Annotated in this window: 11 protein-coding genes; 5 read left to right on the forward strand and 6 right to left on the reverse strand. The window is 41.3% G+C overall.

The annotated features are described in order from the left end of the window. Nucleotides 1-93: 93 nt before the first annotated feature. Nucleotides 94-1,077 (reverse strand): SphA family protein, encoded by a 984-nt coding sequence (locus tag L4D79_RS06880; protein WP_428649144.1) that lies wholly within the window; start codon nucleotides 1,075-1,077, stop codon nucleotides 94-96. A gap of 260 nt (nucleotides 1,078-1,337) precedes the next feature. Between L4D79_RS06880 and L4D79_RS06885 the strand changes: the two genes are divergently transcribed. Next, entirely contained in the window at nucleotides 1,338-2,909 is a 1,572-nt protein-coding gene (locus tag L4D79_RS06885; RefSeq protein ID WP_428649147.1) for an EAL domain-containing protein, read from the forward strand. 59 nt (nucleotides 2,910-2,968) lie between these two features. On the opposite strand, the gene gltS is transcribed toward L4D79_RS06885, so the two are convergent. Next, nucleotides 2,969-4,195: a sodium/glutamate symporter gene (gene gltS / locus L4D79_RS06890; RefSeq protein WP_428651733.1), complete on the reverse strand. Its 1,227-nt coding sequence runs from the start codon at nucleotides 4,193-4,195 to the stop codon at nucleotides 2,969-2,971. A gap of 226 nt (nucleotides 4,196-4,421) precedes the next feature. Next, a complete protein-coding gene (locus L4D79_RS06895; protein ID WP_428649150.1) occupies nucleotides 4,422-6,245 on the reverse strand; it encodes a coiled-coil domain-containing protein in 1,824 nt (607 codons plus the stop codon). A gap of 101 nt (nucleotides 6,246-6,346) precedes the next feature. Between L4D79_RS06895 and L4D79_RS06900 the strand changes: the two genes are divergently transcribed. Then, the gene (locus L4D79_RS06900) at nucleotides 6,347-7,318 is read left to right on the forward strand and encodes a S8 family peptidase (protein WP_428649153.1); all 972 of its coding nucleotides are present in this window, start codon (nucleotides 6,347-6,349) and stop codon (nucleotides 7,316-7,318) included. A gap of 127 nt (nucleotides 7,319-7,445) precedes the next feature. Here the strand turns inward: L4D79_RS06900 and trpB are convergent, their stop codons facing one another. Further along, nucleotides 7,446-8,669, reverse strand: coding sequence for a tryptophan synthase subunit beta (gene trpB / locus L4D79_RS06905; protein ID WP_428649156.1), 1,224 nt, complete (start codon nucleotides 8,667-8,669; stop codon nucleotides 7,446-7,448). A 352-nt stretch (nucleotides 8,670-9,021) separates the two neighbouring features. Between trpB and L4D79_RS06910 the strand changes: the two genes are divergently transcribed. From L4D79_RS06910 to L4D79_RS06920, 3 genes are all read left to right on the forward strand, one after another. After that, nucleotides 9,022-10,161 (forward strand): hypothetical protein, encoded by a 1,140-nt coding sequence (locus L4D79_RS06910; RefSeq protein ID WP_428649158.1) that lies wholly within the window; start codon nucleotides 9,022-9,024, stop codon nucleotides 10,159-10,161. Nucleotides 10,162-10,232: 71 nt separating this feature from the next. Beyond that, nucleotides 10,233-11,348 (forward strand): HBL/NHE enterotoxin family protein, encoded by a 1,116-nt coding sequence (locus L4D79_RS06915; protein WP_428649161.1) that lies wholly within the window; start codon nucleotides 10,233-10,235, stop codon nucleotides 11,346-11,348. A 78-nt stretch (nucleotides 11,349-11,426) separates the two neighbouring features. Beyond that, a complete protein-coding gene (locus tag L4D79_RS06920; RefSeq protein WP_428649163.1) occupies nucleotides 11,427-12,233 on the forward strand; it encodes a hypothetical protein in 807 nt (268 codons plus the stop codon). A gap of 153 nt (nucleotides 12,234-12,386) precedes the next feature. Here L4D79_RS06920 and L4D79_RS06925 read toward each other — a convergent pair whose 3' ends face one another. Together L4D79_RS06925 and L4D79_RS06930 are read right to left on the reverse strand one after the other, a co-directional pair. Then, nucleotides 12,387-14,138, reverse strand: coding sequence for a DUF4955 domain-containing protein (locus tag L4D79_RS06925; protein WP_428649166.1), 1,752 nt, complete (start codon nucleotides 14,136-14,138; stop codon nucleotides 12,387-12,389). Nucleotides 14,139-14,233: 95 nt separating this feature from the next. Then, complete coding sequence (locus L4D79_RS06930; RefSeq protein WP_428649169.1) at nucleotides 14,234-15,979, reverse strand: DUF2264 domain-containing protein; 1,746 nt, start codon at nucleotides 15,977-15,979, stop codon at nucleotides 14,234-14,236. Nucleotides 15,980-15,985 lie beyond the last annotated feature (6 nt).

The following is a 15,985-nucleotide window of genomic DNA, read 5'->3' on the forward strand; positions in this document are numbered from 1 at the left end:
AGGACTCTAATACTTGATATGTCTTAGATGTGATACACATTTTTCACCAGCGTGTCATGGTAAGCAACTCAGCGCGCTAAGTAGATAAAAAACCTAAAACTGAGCAGAAAACTTCAACGAAATCATATCGCCTTCAGGACGGTTTCGAGCTTCCAGCTCATTGATCCACTTTAGCTCGGCACGAACAGATCGCCCAGACCATTTTGTTTGGTAGCTCAATACAGGCCCTAGCCCAACGGCTTTGGCCTTGAAACCGCCGAGTACCGCACCATTTCCAGAGTCAGCGCTAATCTGTTGGTACCAGTATCCAGACAAGCCAAGTCCCGTGAACCCCCATAGCAGCGGTACATATTGGATCACCGTGGAGTCGATATGGATCTGAGTACCACTCTGATAGTCGGTATCATCATTTTTGCTATTCCAGTCAATCCCAGCCGATAGCGTAAACTCCTGTCCGGTTACCGGCTCAATATATTGCAGCCAAGCAACAGGAGAAAAGCTCCAATAATTCTTGCCGACATTAGCCAGTTTGCCTGCCTCGAAGCTCCCCGTCGGGGCATATATATTAAAATGCAACTCCGACTGCCAATATTTGGATATGGCGTAAGCGAGCATCAAAGGTGAAACCATGATGTCACCAAGGCCACTGTCTTTGTCTCGCTGGCGATGCCCTTCAGCATCATTGGGTCTAATCGCAGAAACGTCTACCGAACTATACGGCAAAGCAATAGCCATTGCGTACTGCCAGCCACCTTTCAATTCAATGCCCGGATTCCAGATCAGGTTCAAAGATGACGTCTGGGCTTTAACATCGACATCAGTGAACACCAAGCCGGCCAGCGGCATTGAAAGCCCGCTCAAGGAGCTTCCGTCATACTCACTCAAATCGACATAGGCATTGACCGATTTACTGGGCGGGATTTTATTTATCCTTGATGACAGGCTACCAGGCTGATAGTGACCACTTGCACCTTCCTCGGCTATCACTGGGCGAGTGAACGTCCCCATAGCCAAAAAAGCGAATGGCAATAAAGCCAAGCTCAACCTATAACAGCAGCTTGCCGACATGGCGCGCATAAAAGATATCCCTAACACCCTCAATAGATTGAAATATAGATGACAATTAAGAAAACATTATTTTTACGGCTAAGACAACAACCTCCTAGAAGTCATATTCACCCTCTGACGCTCCCTCCAATCATTTTTCTCGATAAAAAAGTTTGGAGTCTTTGTTTGCACACCTTTTATCAATATATCCGAAATATCCATAGACAAAACATTCACAGCACTTATGATCCCCCGCTTTAATAATGCGCTTCTATTGAGAGGAAATAACAGTGGGACGACTTAAGGGGCCTAGCCATATCAAAGAGCCTTATTTTGTATTACTCAGTTGGCTGATAATACTGGCCATCGTCATACCTCTCATTGCCTTGTCGGTCATTCGAAGCTGGCAGAATGACTTTGATTCAACCGCAAAACAAATAGATGCAATGTCTGAAGGGTTTAACCACGACATTACAACGCATTTAGAGCCACTAAACTTGCTGCCGTCCAGTACAAAAACATGTAACAGCGCACTGATCGTAGAAATGCAAAAGTCAGATTTTAAAGCAAAAAACCTGACAAATTTTGCCTTGGTTAAAAATAACAAGATCATCTGCACAACAAACATGGGCACACTATCCTCTCCGTTAGCGCTAAAAAAGCCAAACTGGATCACCGACAATGGAGTGAAGGTTATTTTGGACCAAGACATACCTATTTTTGGCGGTGATAGAACCGGTCACACTGTACAAAAAGGGGATTTTTTAGCCTTCCTTGATTACCAACGCGGGGAAAGCCAAACTGAATTTCCTTGGTTGAAGTACCGCGTATATGGCTTGGTCAACGGCAAAACCACGTACAGCTATGGCACAGGAGGCTTCCAGCTCACCGACCACACCCTACACCCGTCTGGGCGACAGTGGTACGAATCTGGCCATTGGCTTTCGAAAAGCTGTAGCAATAAGACAAATTCCGAATGCAAAGTGATTGCCATCGATATCCAACAGTATTTTGAAAGTGAACGAAATATCACTTTCATTATATCGATGCTCGTCATAACCATACTTATGCTGACAACCATTTACTCGACCCGCTTGCATGCATGGTTGTACAGCCTCTCCCGTCAAGTGCGTGTCGGCCTGACAAACGAGCAATTAACATTAAACTACCAGCCCATCTTCAAGATGAACGACTTATCATTGGTCGGCTGTGAGGTACTTTGCCGTTGGAGCAATGCAAAAGGCGAAGTGCTTTGGCCCGATCAGTTTTTCCATGCCATCGAACAAAATAACCAGACACGAGAGCTGACTACCTTGGTCGTGACAAAATGTATCAAGGAGCTATCAAGTGCAAACCTACTCGGTAAATACCGAGTCGCAATCAATGCATTTCCTGATGATATTGCATCAGGCCACCTAATACGTACTTTGTGCCAGCATCTGCCAGTAAAATCCTATTCGCTCTTCACTATAGAATTGACCGAACAACAGATCAGTAACCTTTCTGAACTCCAAGAAGGCGTTCGCCAGTTAAGGGGCCTTGGATTTAACGTGGCTATCGATGACTTCGGCACTGGCTTCTCTAACTTAGAAGGCTTACGGGAGCTAAGCGTCGACACCTTGAAAATTGACAAAAGCTTTGTGTGGGGAGCAGAAACGCCATCGCTCAAACAGAGCCTTATCAATCACATTGTTAGCATCGCCAAATCCATGGGGCTCAGCATCGTGGCCGAGGGGGTAGAGACCCAGCAGCAATTGAATTTCTTACGCCAGCTTGAAATAGATTTCAGCCAAGGTTATTTGCATAGTAAACCCCTGAGTATTAATGACTATGCGGGTTTAGTTAGAGAGTATCAACAATAACAGCCACCCAGCCCACTATGGGCTGGGTGGCTGCTTCTAAATTGAAAGCTTATTTAACCTTAGAAATTCGCCAAGAAGTACGGGATCATCAGAGCGTTGACCAAGTCGATAAAAAACGCGCACACCAAAGGCACAATAATAAAGGCAAGATGGGAATTACCGTACCGCTGGGAGACCGCTGACATATTGGCCATCGCCGTCGGTGTTGATCCTAACGAAATCCCGCCGAATCCTGAGCAGATCACCGCTGCATCGTAATTTTTCCCCATCGCAGGGAAAACAATAAAGATATTGATCAATACAGCAACGATAAACTGCGCAGCAAGAATAGCGAAAATCGGCCCAGCCAAATCAATCAGGGTCCATAGCTGCATACTCATCAACGACATCGCCAAGAAAGTCCCCAAGGCAATATCGGCAATCAGAGCTATTGCAGGTTTTCTTGCTGGCCAACGGGTACCTGTAATACGACGAAAACCGATATTGTGCACAATATTGGTCATCACAATACCGGCAAACAGGCAAGTGACGAACAGCGGCAATTGCAAGCCCATCTCGGCAATCGACTCGTTGAGTATATAGCCCAGAATCACACAGATATGAATGGATAAAATGGCATCGAGAAAATCAAACCCTGTGATATGGCCATTTGATTTATCGTCCGTGACCCCCACATCAAGCGCTTCTTTTTTCTCTGGTTTAAGATCATGGCGGGTAATAAGAAACTTGGCAATAGGTCCCCCCATTAAGCTCGCCAGGATGAGACCAAAGGTGGCACAGGCTACCCCGATTTCCATGGCATTACTGATACCGAACCCTTCAGAAATTCGTGGTGCCCAAGCGATGGCTGTACCATGACCACCAATTAGCGAAACACTGCCACCTAACATACCCACCGGAGTATCAAGGCCAAAGGCTTTTGCCACACCAATCCCGGTAAAGTTCTGCACCATCATATAAGCGATGGTGATAGCCAAAAGTATGACCAGCGGTAAACCACCTTTGAGAAGATCTTTCAAGCTGGCATTGATGCCTATTGTGGTGAAGAAGTACACCAACAATACATCACGGGCGACCAAATCAAACTCAATGGCGATATCAGACACGCTGTAAACAATTGCAATCAATACAGAAAACAAAATACCGCCCGTAACCGGTTCAGGGATGCTGAACTCTTTGAGCGGCTTGAACACATTATTGAGCTGGCGACCTACGAACAGCACCAAAATCCCAATGGTGACGGCAAAAAAGGAATCAAACCTCAAAATACCATTAACCCAATCCATTTCCATGTTGCTATATCCTTAACGTTCTTACTGCTTTCAATAACCCTAGCAAATCTTTATTTAAAATAGCGTTTTCAAGGTCAACAAAAGCTGACTGGCTCGCAATAATCAGTGTTATGGAATTTGTGACAATGAAAGGTCCCCCTACAATGTAGGAGAACCTATAGGAAAGTAAGGTATGCAACAACCTCATATCAGCATAACTTACAACTCAACTGAACAATCCTCATTTGCAAAGCAATACTCTGGTTACCCTCAGCCCTTGGTTTACCTGTTGTTGGGTTAAGCTATCATTTGGATTAAGTCGAAGATAGCTAATCTCAGAAAATGGGATTGGATAGTAATATATATTCTTTATCATACTTCTTAAATTCTCACAGTTATCATCTGATTTCTTATCACACTTAATACCTAGAACCTTTTCTGCAAATTCGATTCTTCTATCGGCTAAAGATAAGTTATCCAACGATGATCCTAGATGATCTGTAAAACCAACCACAAAAAGTTTTAATCTTTTTGAGTTGTCATTAATAGACAATTCCAAAGCATCATGGAATATTTTAGACATTTTTTTTATTATTGAAACATGATCTGGACTAGCAATCTCTCCTTGATCATTATTTCGCAATTTATATTCTTCCGGACTTTCTCCATTCAAAGATATCAGGACTTGACTAGTGGTTTTACGAGCTCGAACTAATGAAGCTTTCCAAGGCTTGAACTCGGGATTAAGCTCATCGGAACCTTCAATAGATTTCTGATATTTCGTATGAATGACAGGCTCAGCTCGCTCAAAAGAGAACTTAGCATCAAAAAGTACTTTATCTTGATTAACTTCACACTCTGAAAATTCTTCAACAACATTTAAATACTTCTTACCACTACGTTCTGGGGGTATATCACTATCAATTGTAATATCTATTACAACATCTTTGCTACCGTTTGTATTACATTCAGATTCAAGGCCATAGTTTAAAATTCTACTGTTATTAATGAGAAGATAACCGTCTCCATTCTCACCACTATTATTAACTAAAGTCAACCCTCTTGTTTTATATATAGGGTGAGATGGTAGGTATGCTGTTTTATCCATTTCATTTTTATAACAGACACCTACTGTTTCATTAGAATTTGCAATTAATGGTATGAAGAAAAAAAAGGATATTGAAACTGAGTAAAGAAAAACCTGTACGATAGCTTTATAAATTTTAGCTCTTGATTTAACACCAAAAACATCATAATACATCCTTTCCAAAAAATATATTTGTACATCACTTAAAAAAAGGACTTTTAGAACGTAATGTATAAATACTCCCACTATAATCAAATAGAAAAAAAGAATAGGAAAGTGCGTCATTAAATCATCATAGAACACTACCCTGAAAAATGAATTTTTAATTGAAAAACCAGTAAAAACAGCAACGAATGAAATAGATATAAGCACTATATCCATATTCGAAAACGGAACATTGCTTAAAATTCTATTTTCATTGTTTTTCACAAAATAAGAATATTCGTCAATTTCATTTTCATCTGTTTTTACTTTCGTGTACTTATCTAGAATATCGTTGCAAACATTAACATTGTCTTCGAGGTTTTTATTCTCATCAACTAACCGTGCCAACTCTTTATTTTTGCTTTTAATATCACCCTCTATCCGCTTTAATTTCTTTTCATTTAAATTAGACTCCACCTCATTTATTACCTTTTGCGATGATATTTTATTTAACAAATCATCTCTATCTTTATTTAGCTGTTTAATTTTATCATTAGTTAATTGTATTTTTTCACTGGCAGCTCTCATACCATCCGAATATTTACCCTTCTTATTTAACAAAAACCTAAGACTGCTATTTTTCGTCATATTAATAGAAAAGTAATCCGTCCCCTGAAAAAACAACCGTTTAAGAGAGGAAAACAACCCCGTTAAATACAAATTAATAGATAATTGAACTCTTGACAGTTTCATAAACAGTACCACTTTATAAACCCATTCAAATTTAGCTAATTTTTCATACAAGCCTGTCTTATTTTTTAACCAAAATGACATTCAATAAAGTTGACCTTGATGTATCAATAACAAGACAACCAAGTAAAAAGTTATACCTATAATAACTAGACATTTATGTCTATTTTTCTAAGAAGAACACTATGAGTAAGCATCCACCGCTAATCAAAACCGAATCTATAGAAGTTACCCCCCTAAAATTACCGAGGTATACAGAGCACAGAGAAGCTTTAGACCAAGGCAAGTTGGAAAAGCTCAAGACACACACTTCAGAGCAAATTAATTGGGCTGGCTCTATTCTCGATATCCCAAGAGTATGGGGGATTACAAAGGGTGAAGGGGTTAAAGTTGCTGTATTAGATACCGGCATCGATATCGACCACCCGGATCTTAAATCTGCAATAAAAGATAGCGTCGATTTAACTGGTGATGGAATCGAAGATACTAATGGACATGGAACTCATTGTGCGGGAATTATTGGCGCAAGACTTAATAATATTGGCTTTGTAGGTGTTGCTCCAAAATCAGAATTACTCATAGCAAAAGTCTTGAACAATAATGGACAAGGAGCTAACTCTTGGGTCACTAAAGGGATTTACTGGGCTGTCGAAAATGGAGCTGACATCATCTCTATGTCGCTTGGAGGCCCAACATCAGATCCGGACTTATATAAAGCAATACAATACGCTCTGTACCATGGTGTTTTTATTATTTGTGCTGCTGGTAATGAAGGAGGCCTGGGGCAAAATACTATTGGTTACCCTGCCAGATATGGTGGTGTTATCACCGTAGCTAGTCACGATATAAATGGTAATCCATCAGGCTTCTCCTCCCAAGGTGGAGAAGTTGATGTCATGGCCCCCGGTTCCAGAATATGGTCTACATATATAAACGGAGGGTATAAAGAGTTAAGCGGAACATCTATGGCAACTCCATTTGTTGCTGGTTTAGCAGCTCTAATTACTGCCAAACATAAACTGACGCATGGAAATAAGACACCATTGCAAAACAATGAAGACCTAAAAAATCACCTTCTAATCATGGCCACACATCCTGGTTACCACGACAACCAATCAGGCTACGGCCCACTTATTCCATTTAGGTACTTCTATTAATCCAACAGCATAACCATAGAAGTCTTCATTGCAACAGACAAAATCTACTCGAAAAAAATAAAAGCCAGCGATAACTTCGCTGGCTTACTCACTAATAAAATAAGTCGCTTGGGTATATATCACTAAGTTAAATCAGCGATTCAATACCATATTCCTTGCCGTAATTCTCGACCACAAAGTCGATATCTTTATCACCGCGGCCGGATAGGTTAATCAGGATTGAACCTGTTTCACCTTTTTCAGCGAGCTTGATGGCATAAGCCAATGCATGGGCAGATTCGATGGCCGGGATAATGCCTTCACAGCGTGATAACTCGAAGAAAGCATCGATCGCTTCATGATCATTCGCTGTGCCGTAGTTCACTCGGCCAATATCTTTCAGATAACTATGCTGTGGCCCTACTGATGGATAATCCAGACCACTGGCGACCGAGTAGACTTCCTGAGGCTCGCCCTGCCCGTCTTTTAGCATATAGGACTTGAAGCCATGCATTACGCCCGGCTCACCCAGTGACAAGGTCGCCGCATGCTCACCCACTTCCGTTAATGACCGCCCTGCTGGCTCAACACCATGAATCGCGACATCCTTATCATCTAAAAACGCAGTAAATAGCCCCATTGCATTCGAACCGCCACCCACACAGGCCACCAAGTTATGTGGCAGATTTCCGGTCATTTCCTTAAACTGGACACGGGCTTCGTTACCGATAATCGACTGGAAATCACGTACCATCATCGGGAAAGGATGTGGGCCAACCACCGAGCCAATGGCATAAAGCTGATTAATCGGATCCTTCAAGTAAGCTTCAAACGCTGAATCCACCGCCTCTTTCAAGGTTTTTCGACCATGAGTCGCAGGGATCACATTAGCGCCAAGAATACGCATCCGAACGACATTCGGGTGCTCCTTGGCGATATCCACTTCACCCATGTAGATATCGCACTCCAAACCAACCAGAGCGGCAGCGGTAGCGAGCGCGACGCCATGCTGGCCTGCTCCTGTTTCGGCTATAAGTTTCTTCTTGCCCATTTTCTTGGCAACCAAGGCTTCGCCAAGGCAATGATTAATCTTATGAGCGCCGGTATGGTTGAGATCTTCACGTTTCAGATAAATTGGCGCACCGTATTTCGCTGACAGGTTCTCAGCATGGAAAATAGGACTTGGACGGCCAACAAAGTGTTTATATAAACGCGCTAACTCTTCCTGAAACGCTGGGTCTTGGCGACATTCATCATAGGCTGCCGTGATTTCTTCCATCACTTTTTGTAGCTCTTCAGGAATAAAGCTGCCGCCATATTCACCAAAGTAGCCCTGCGCATTGGGTAAAGCGTGATCAAACGAGTTTTTCATGGCTATCCTTGTCCTAATCAATGAGTACACTCAGCAATCATAAAGACTTATATGCCAAGGTTGAATAGTGACAGGATGAGTATTTGGGATAAATGTGATCTCGAAAATTCTATTTCACGTAATGTACGTTTCATTGTGTGCCATGGCAAACAAAGGTAAATAATATTGAGTCAAACAATAAGCCAGCTATGTGCTCAATGTCTCAAAATCACACTAACAAACTTGTTGCATATTATTGTTGTGTCTAGCTTTATCTCGCACTACCAAAGAATTGGTCTCTAAGATACCAAACAATGGAGTATTGGTAGTTGGATTTTGCTCAGAATAGGATTGACCCCATTAAGGAGCGAGCATGACAACTTCTCAACCCAACGCATCAATCAACCCAGGTAATTTACTGGCAGAGTATGCATTAGCCACTGACAACTTACTGTTAAGCCAAAAATACTCTGCAATGATTCAACAGCAAGCTTATGTTGATATTACAGCGGACATCGGCCTTGCAACAAAAGTTAAATTATTACAAAGCAACTTAAAGCAAAAAGCACGTGACCTAGATAGCCGTGTAATACCTCGATACTTAACCTCTCTATCTATGCTCGACAATTTCTGTATCTTGGTAGACTCTTTTTATACTACGTCTAATCCACTTTTTGCGTCAGCCTCTTCTAATAATGAGATGAAAGAAGCAATTGCCGCTCGATCACTTGCACTAAGTGATGAGTCGTCAGAAGTAAACATAAAGGTCTCTGGCTTAGCTCAAGTTGTCTCACTCTCTGTACGTGAACTTTTATCCGTATCAGAAGATTTGGACAACGCATTAGAGTTATCCATTCAATCTCTCGGCAAAGAAGTGAAATTATTATCATCACAAATAGAAACGCTCCGAAAGAATATCCGTGACTCTATCCAGGGTATTGTCGACGGTTCAGATAAAGTTGGCAGTGGGATAAAAGAGCTTATAGTTGGTACAATTACTAGCATAGATATAGATAACCAAAATAAAGATAAACAATCAAAAGTTAATAATAAAGAAAAAAAGACGGGAGATGACACCCCCAAACCAATAAGTTCTGATTTTGCTGTTAGCTCCATCAACAGCGCTAGAGATGGGGCGGCAGAAACTTCAGAGGCAAGAGCAAACTTGCATAAGTACAATGAAGAATTAGCCATGGCTTATCGAAAGCTTGCAGCTGCCAGTATTTCGACGATGCTTGCAAAAGTCACTCAAACCCAAAATAAACTATTCTGTGATTCACTGATTAAATTAGACACTTCAGTAAGTCAAGTTGCCAAGGTTTGGGGGGAACAGGTTTTTGACGGTGAGAGTAGTGGTATAACTCAAGGTTACATTAACTACGCATCTGCTGCCCGACAAATTGCCGACCAATCTGTTGCCTTATCTCTTCAATCTCAGTTACGTAATGCTGCTTCAAGGTGGAAGGAAGTTCGAGAAGAGCTTATTTACCAACGGGAAGTTTTAGTCAAGTAGTTTAATTCTACCCTCCCCAGTTACTTTATCAGCCAAATTACATGGCTAAATTAAATGCAGAGGATATATAAATGACTCAAGCAATCGATAATTTAAATGAAAAGCTAAACGGTATGAATTCAGCGAATGCTGCCTCTTCTAATCAAAGTTTATTAGTACAGAATTATTGCAACAGTGTACTAAAGCAACCTAAATTAGATTTAAGTGGGTTTGATAATTTAAAAGAATATGAAGCAAATGCAAACACTGGTTTATGTAATGCAAAAAATCATGCCAGAGCCTATTTAGAAGATGTTCAACCCATGATAATTACGAACATCACTAATATGAGTAACTATTACTCATTACAACAAGCCATTTCAGCAGCAATCCCCCAAGGCGCGTCCAAGCAGCAGTGGCTAGATGCGTTGAATGCTATTTATATGGAAACTGTTAAGTATCAACAATCTGCTGATTCTGTAGTCTCACGACTGGTCACTTTACAGAGAAACTTCCATATCGATGCCGAGGCATTTAATACGACTGTTGTTGGTATGAACAAGGTGATAAACGGAAATAATGGCATCATTAAAAGTCTAAATGACGATTTAGATAATATTCAAAGCAAGATTGATGGAGCGATAGCTGGCGCAGTGCTAAGTGGGTTGGCTGTAGTCGGTGGCTCTATAATGATCGTGGCAGGGACGGTCAGTTCATTCTTAACTGCTGGTACATCAGCACCATTGGCGGTAGCTGGTGGCGTAGTTGTTGCTGCTGGTGTTGGTGGAGCCGTAGCTTCAGGTATTGCTATCGACAACTTGTCTGATGAGAAAGCGTCGATTCTGAAGAAAAAATACAAACTTCAAGATGAGTTGAAACTCGCTCAAGGAATAGACAGTGGTTTTAATAGCTTAAATGGTCAATTAAGCCATGCTATTACAGCTACAGACTCCATGAAAAATGCTTGGGGATTACTCTCAGGAGACCTAGGTAATTTAGCAGATAACTTGAATAAGGGCATTATTTCTACCGACACACTCCGCACCTTGTTCTTAACTGCGGCTGATGGACAGTTAAAAGTGGTTAAACATGATATTGATATTATCAAAGGTCAGATGACCAATATCCGTATGATTGATGCGCCTAAAGGCGAGACGGCTTCACAAGCTGCTGTACGTGAGTTAAAAGCAATGGAAGTGGCGGCGTAAGTAGATATAGTCGCGCTAATTGGTTCCGGAGATATCCTTCTCCGGAGCCAAACTCTAGATGGATAAAAGGACTCCAAAATGACCGGCAGATTATCTCAATCACTAACAAATATAGAAAACGTCACACAGCATATCGTTAACATCCCTAATTTACCCAGTGATGCCCAAACTATTGCTCAAGAGCTCAAACAATCCAGTGATACACTGATTAGTGATGTAAAGCATATTCAATCTGGTACCGTTCCTTATGTTGAAAAAGTAAGGCCACAGCTTAATGAAATGCTATCGCTAGCCGAAAAACAAGCTCCCGTTAATGTAATCATGCCACTTCAAGAGCAGGTAATGGGGCTCACTGAAGCCCACCAGACACAATACAGCGCGCTTTTGACGGATATCCAGAATCATGCACGAAATATCGATAACACAGTGTCAAAAATTGCCAATATAACCAGCGAACTACGCAAAGAAGAAGCGAGCATCAATGCCCAATTAGACTCTAAGAGAAGTGAATTGGAGTCTGCTAAGAAAAAGTATTATTACTTATTAGCGCTGGGCCCGTTTGGCCTTGTCGGACTGGCTACTGCCTTGGCTTTATACACTAAATTTAAAGGTGAGGAGAATGAGTTGGCAGGTAAGGCGCAGCAGTTATCTAATAGACTAAATATGGTGAAAACTATGGAGGCTTCACTTCATACATTAAGTCAGGAGGTCGGCAATCTGCTAAATTCTCTTTCAAGCCTTTCCAATGGGGTTGGCCTGATTCGAGGCGATTTAGAAAATATTATGCAGGACGTTTCTCAATCGCCAATAAATTATACCGTATTAACAATACACATCCACGCAGCTTTGGCACAAGTCGAAGAGTTGATTCATGACGCGGCTTAGTGCAGTGAAAGTTGCACGCTAGGTTCTTAGATGGGCGACACTTGGCAACAAGTGTCACCTATCCAAAATAAGCGTGCTTGCGAAAACCAAACATTTAAAATTAACTATGACATAAGCTCATTAAATTTGTCCCTACAGAGTAAATTAGATTATTTAGTTAGTCTCAATATTCAATCGATAATTTAACTGTGCCTCATAGAGTGATTCAGGGTAAACTGCTTGTCCCAATGACTCAATGTATGCTTGCTTCTCTGATTCGGGCGGTAACACATTGTATTCAGCCCACCCTTCTACACTGGCCTTTTCCATGTAATAAGCTTGGCTACGCACATCAAGCGGTTTTCCATGCAAACCGACTAAATGGGGCATAATCAAACGATTATAGCGCGACTTAGTATCCATAAACTCCAAGTTATGATTAGCCTCTCCTGTATTGACTGCGTTCCAAAAGTACAGCCCCTGTAAGTGATTCGGCTGATCGGCAAGGGATGCTCCCCAATGCCCTTCAACCCACCCCCCTTGGAAATTATCAAACAAATTATTGATTGCTTGAGCGCCATGGATATCCGGCGCCTTCGTGGCTGAATATTGTGTATGAAGGTGAACATTATGCGTAGAGAATTTGGATAGACCTGGGGCATGCCAAGTGTCTGCATTATCACGAATATTATTGCTTATAATATTATTACTGTACAAAAACGCGACTGATATATGGCCAGGATTACCATTCAGCTCAACATCTTTAACAGTAACATTTGAAGATTCGTACACCTGAATGCCTTGATTAAAGTCCATAATTTCAACATTCTGTACCCAGCCATGCGCAATACGGTTCATCCTCAATAAGCTATAACCACTATCATGTACAACACTGCCGTGGTGAACAAATTCTTCATCCCAACTACCTGCTAAGGTGAGATCTTGAATACCAACTTCAACAGCTGGTTCGATATGACTAACTAGCCAGTTATCATCAGCATCGATCATGTGTGCCACTGGCTCTTTAAAGGTCAAGGTGTTACCGTCAATTGAAGCTATTTGATGCTTCTCTTTTAAGTCGAGCGATATATTGATGTTTGACCAAATATAGCCTCCATTACTATCGCGCTCCATTTTGTAAGGAGCCACAACGGCTTCGATTTTTGTGCGATCTTTAATATTTGCACTCAACTCAATAAAATCACCGACCGAAAAATTTGCACTGCTCTCAACTTCAATACTATATGTAGCATTCGATATGGCATCACTTGTAATTGGGGTTGAAAGTGCGGTTTGGCTGTTCTTAGTCCCCAAAACCAATATATAAGGCGTTGTCCACATTTTGCTTTCATCTTCAGGGATTAAATACTGATCCATTTTTAGGACTGTTTTTCCGCGCCCAGCCCCCTGAACGATAATATTGCTTCCCTCAATAAAGATAATTTGATCATTTTTAATCTGGTCGATATCATCAGGGTCAATTAAATCATTATCTGATTGTGTGTTAATTATAAACTCACCCTCTGGAATTGAAAAAATGGCTCCTTGATCAGGGTTTTCATTTTGATAAACCTTTATCGCTTCAGCTGTGGCTTTGAATGCTGCTTTATCACTAATATCATTATTTGGAGCCGCTCCATACTCTGTTACATCAAAGATTCTATAGCTAGCCATATTATCATTATCAGGAAGTGGTTCTTCCCCCCAGCGATAGCCTACGTATGAGAAGTTTGGCGGAATAAAACCTTGTTGCGGTTCAAAATTAGGGTCTTTCAGATCGGAATCGTTTTGTCTGCTGTTTATATAATTTGTCCAATATAATGAAATATTACCCCTCTTATCATCAATTGGTTGTTCCGAACTATTACATCCTGTGGTTAATATTGATAACAGTATTAATATATATAGACATAACCGAGTGTTCATACCTAAGTCCTATTCTGTTAAATACGATCATATGGAAATAAGCTATATGGCGATATAACGGTTCGTTAATCGAAAAGTCACCATATCAATTATTTTTAGTTTTTAATATTTGGTATTGCCGTGAACTCACTTTCTAGAATGTGCTCACCTGCCTCTAATTTTGTTAGCAGAAAAGGCACCTGACTACGTGGGCTAATTAGATTGGAATGAACGCGCGGACAACTGTATGTCTGTTTTTCATAGAGATCCAAGCTTGTTATGCTGGATTTACCATTTTCACCTTCAATGAGGATAGAGGCACAAACGCTATCACTTTTATTATGAGTTGTAGGTTCGCTATACCAGTGGTGTACAGCAAAACCACTTTCTATTACCCATGCAGGTCTTTCAAGTTTGAAACTATGCCGACGAATACATCTGCCTTGAGTATGTACTTCAATCTCCGTATTAACGGTGATCGACCCCGTAGTCCATTGAACACAAAGTTGTTTATTGTTTACATTGACCGAGTCATTGTTTTGCCTCATTTGCCAATTACTTCCTTCATCAAAGCTAAACGCAAAAATATTATCACCAAAATTAAGACGATGACCCTGCGTTATTGCATCCATTTCAGGGCCAAAGGCAGTGGAATAGGCAAATTTGTTATATTTATCTAATTGAAATTTTGGCTCAATATATCCCGAAAAATGAACAATGCTCTGGCCATTAACTCTTTGTGCGATAGACTGAGCGCTTGGCATTGCGATAACAGACGACTCATATAGATAAGCCTCTTCACTACCAGACCAAAAAACGTGATCATCTGGTAATAGTAAAGGTAAAAATGCTTTCATCGCCCAATAGGGTGATGTTGGTGAGTTATAACATTCTGCTGTTACCAAATTTGGATATAAATAACCACGGCTTAGTATGTCGCCATCGCTAAAAATGGGATTAGATTGCCAAGAACGAATGTGCCGGGCCCACAACCCTTTAATTTTTGCTATTTCATCGGTTTGGAGAGGCAACATAGCAGCGCCCCCCCAAAAACCAGCACAGGCAAAACGGTAACAAAGAGAGCGGCCTAGCGGCAGTGCTTCCCCAGAGTCAGCAAACCAGTATGCGAAGGGCTTGATAAAATCAATGGCACGTTGGCTGAATAACTCCGCATACTCGTCATTCGGATTGTCGATAAGAAAGGCGTAAATAAGGCCGTAGTAGTGCATAGCGAAGCCACCATAATGATCTATGGTTTGTACGTCTCCATCGCCATACCAGCCATCACCTAAGTACCAAGATTTTATTTTTTCTAAGTGATTTATTTTCAAATCATGATCGACTTCATCTTCGTACCCCACCTTTGCCAACCCGGCCTGAACCAGTAATGTAAAAAACAACCAGTTGTTTTGTGGCATCTCATGTTGCTGTATTTTTGCCAGCCATTGAACAAGTTGAATTTTTGTTGATTGGGGTAATGGATCCCAGCCTTTTTCAGGGGTCAACGCCAACATTAAACCAATAGCTGCCATTTCGACACTGCGCTGGTTACGATCACCAGTTTCACCCCAGTAATGTGGATGGTTGGGGTTGACTCCTTCGGCGATGGCACGGTGGATAACACACCAATGGGGAAAATGACCACCGCCGACTTCTAATGGAATAATTCCCCAAAGTGGCCTTGCGACCCCTTCTAATGCGGAGGACTTCATATCAAAAATTGCAGCGCCCTCGTGAAGGTCTAATGCTGCTCCTTGGGCTGCCATTTTTCTCATCAGTGGCTCTAGAAGGTCTAAAGCAAGCTTCTGAAAATCATTTTTAGATTCAAGCGGGTTCTCATCAAACTTAGCGTATTTTGCCATTCTTAA

The sequence above is a fragment of the Photobacterium satsumensis genome, assembly GCF_050336935.1.
Lineage (GTDB): Bacteria > Pseudomonadota > Gammaproteobacteria > Enterobacterales > Vibrionaceae > Photobacterium > Photobacterium satsumensis.

Bases quoted from the DNA above. Each gene is read 5' to 3' on its own strand.
- L4D79_RS06880 (WP_428649144.1), bottom strand. From the start codon at position 1,077: ATGCGCGCCATGTCGGCAAGCTGCTGTTATAGGTTGAGCTTGGCTTTA.
- gltS (WP_428651733.1), bottom strand. From the start codon at position 4,195: ATGGATTGGGTTAATGGTATTTTGAGGTTTGATTCCTTTTTTGCCGTC.
- L4D79_RS06895 (WP_428649150.1), bottom strand. From the start codon at position 6,245: ATGTCATTTTGGTTAAAAAATAAGACAGGCTTGTATGAAAAATTAGCT.
- L4D79_RS06900 (WP_428649153.1), top strand. From the start codon at position 6,347: ATGAGTAAGCATCCACCGCTAATCAAAACCGAATCTATAGAAGTTACC.
- trpB (WP_428649156.1), bottom strand. From the start codon at position 8,669: ATGAAAAACTCGTTTGATCACGCTTTACCCAATGCGCAGGGCTACTTT.
- L4D79_RS06910 (WP_428649158.1), top strand. From the start codon at position 9,022: ATGACAACTTCTCAACCCAACGCATCAATCAACCCAGGTAATTTACTG.
- L4D79_RS06915 (WP_428649161.1), top strand. From the start codon at position 10,233: ATGACTCAAGCAATCGATAATTTAAATGAAAAGCTAAACGGTATGAAT.
- L4D79_RS06920 (WP_428649163.1), top strand. From the start codon at position 11,427: ATGACCGGCAGATTATCTCAATCACTAACAAATATAGAAAACGTCACA.
- L4D79_RS06925 (WP_428649166.1), bottom strand. From the start codon at position 14,138: ATGAACACTCGGTTATGTCTATATATATTAATACTGTTATCAATATTA.
- L4D79_RS06930 (WP_428649169.1), bottom strand. From the start codon at position 15,979: ATGGCAAAATACGCTAAGTTTGATGAGAACCCGCTTGAATCTAAAAAT.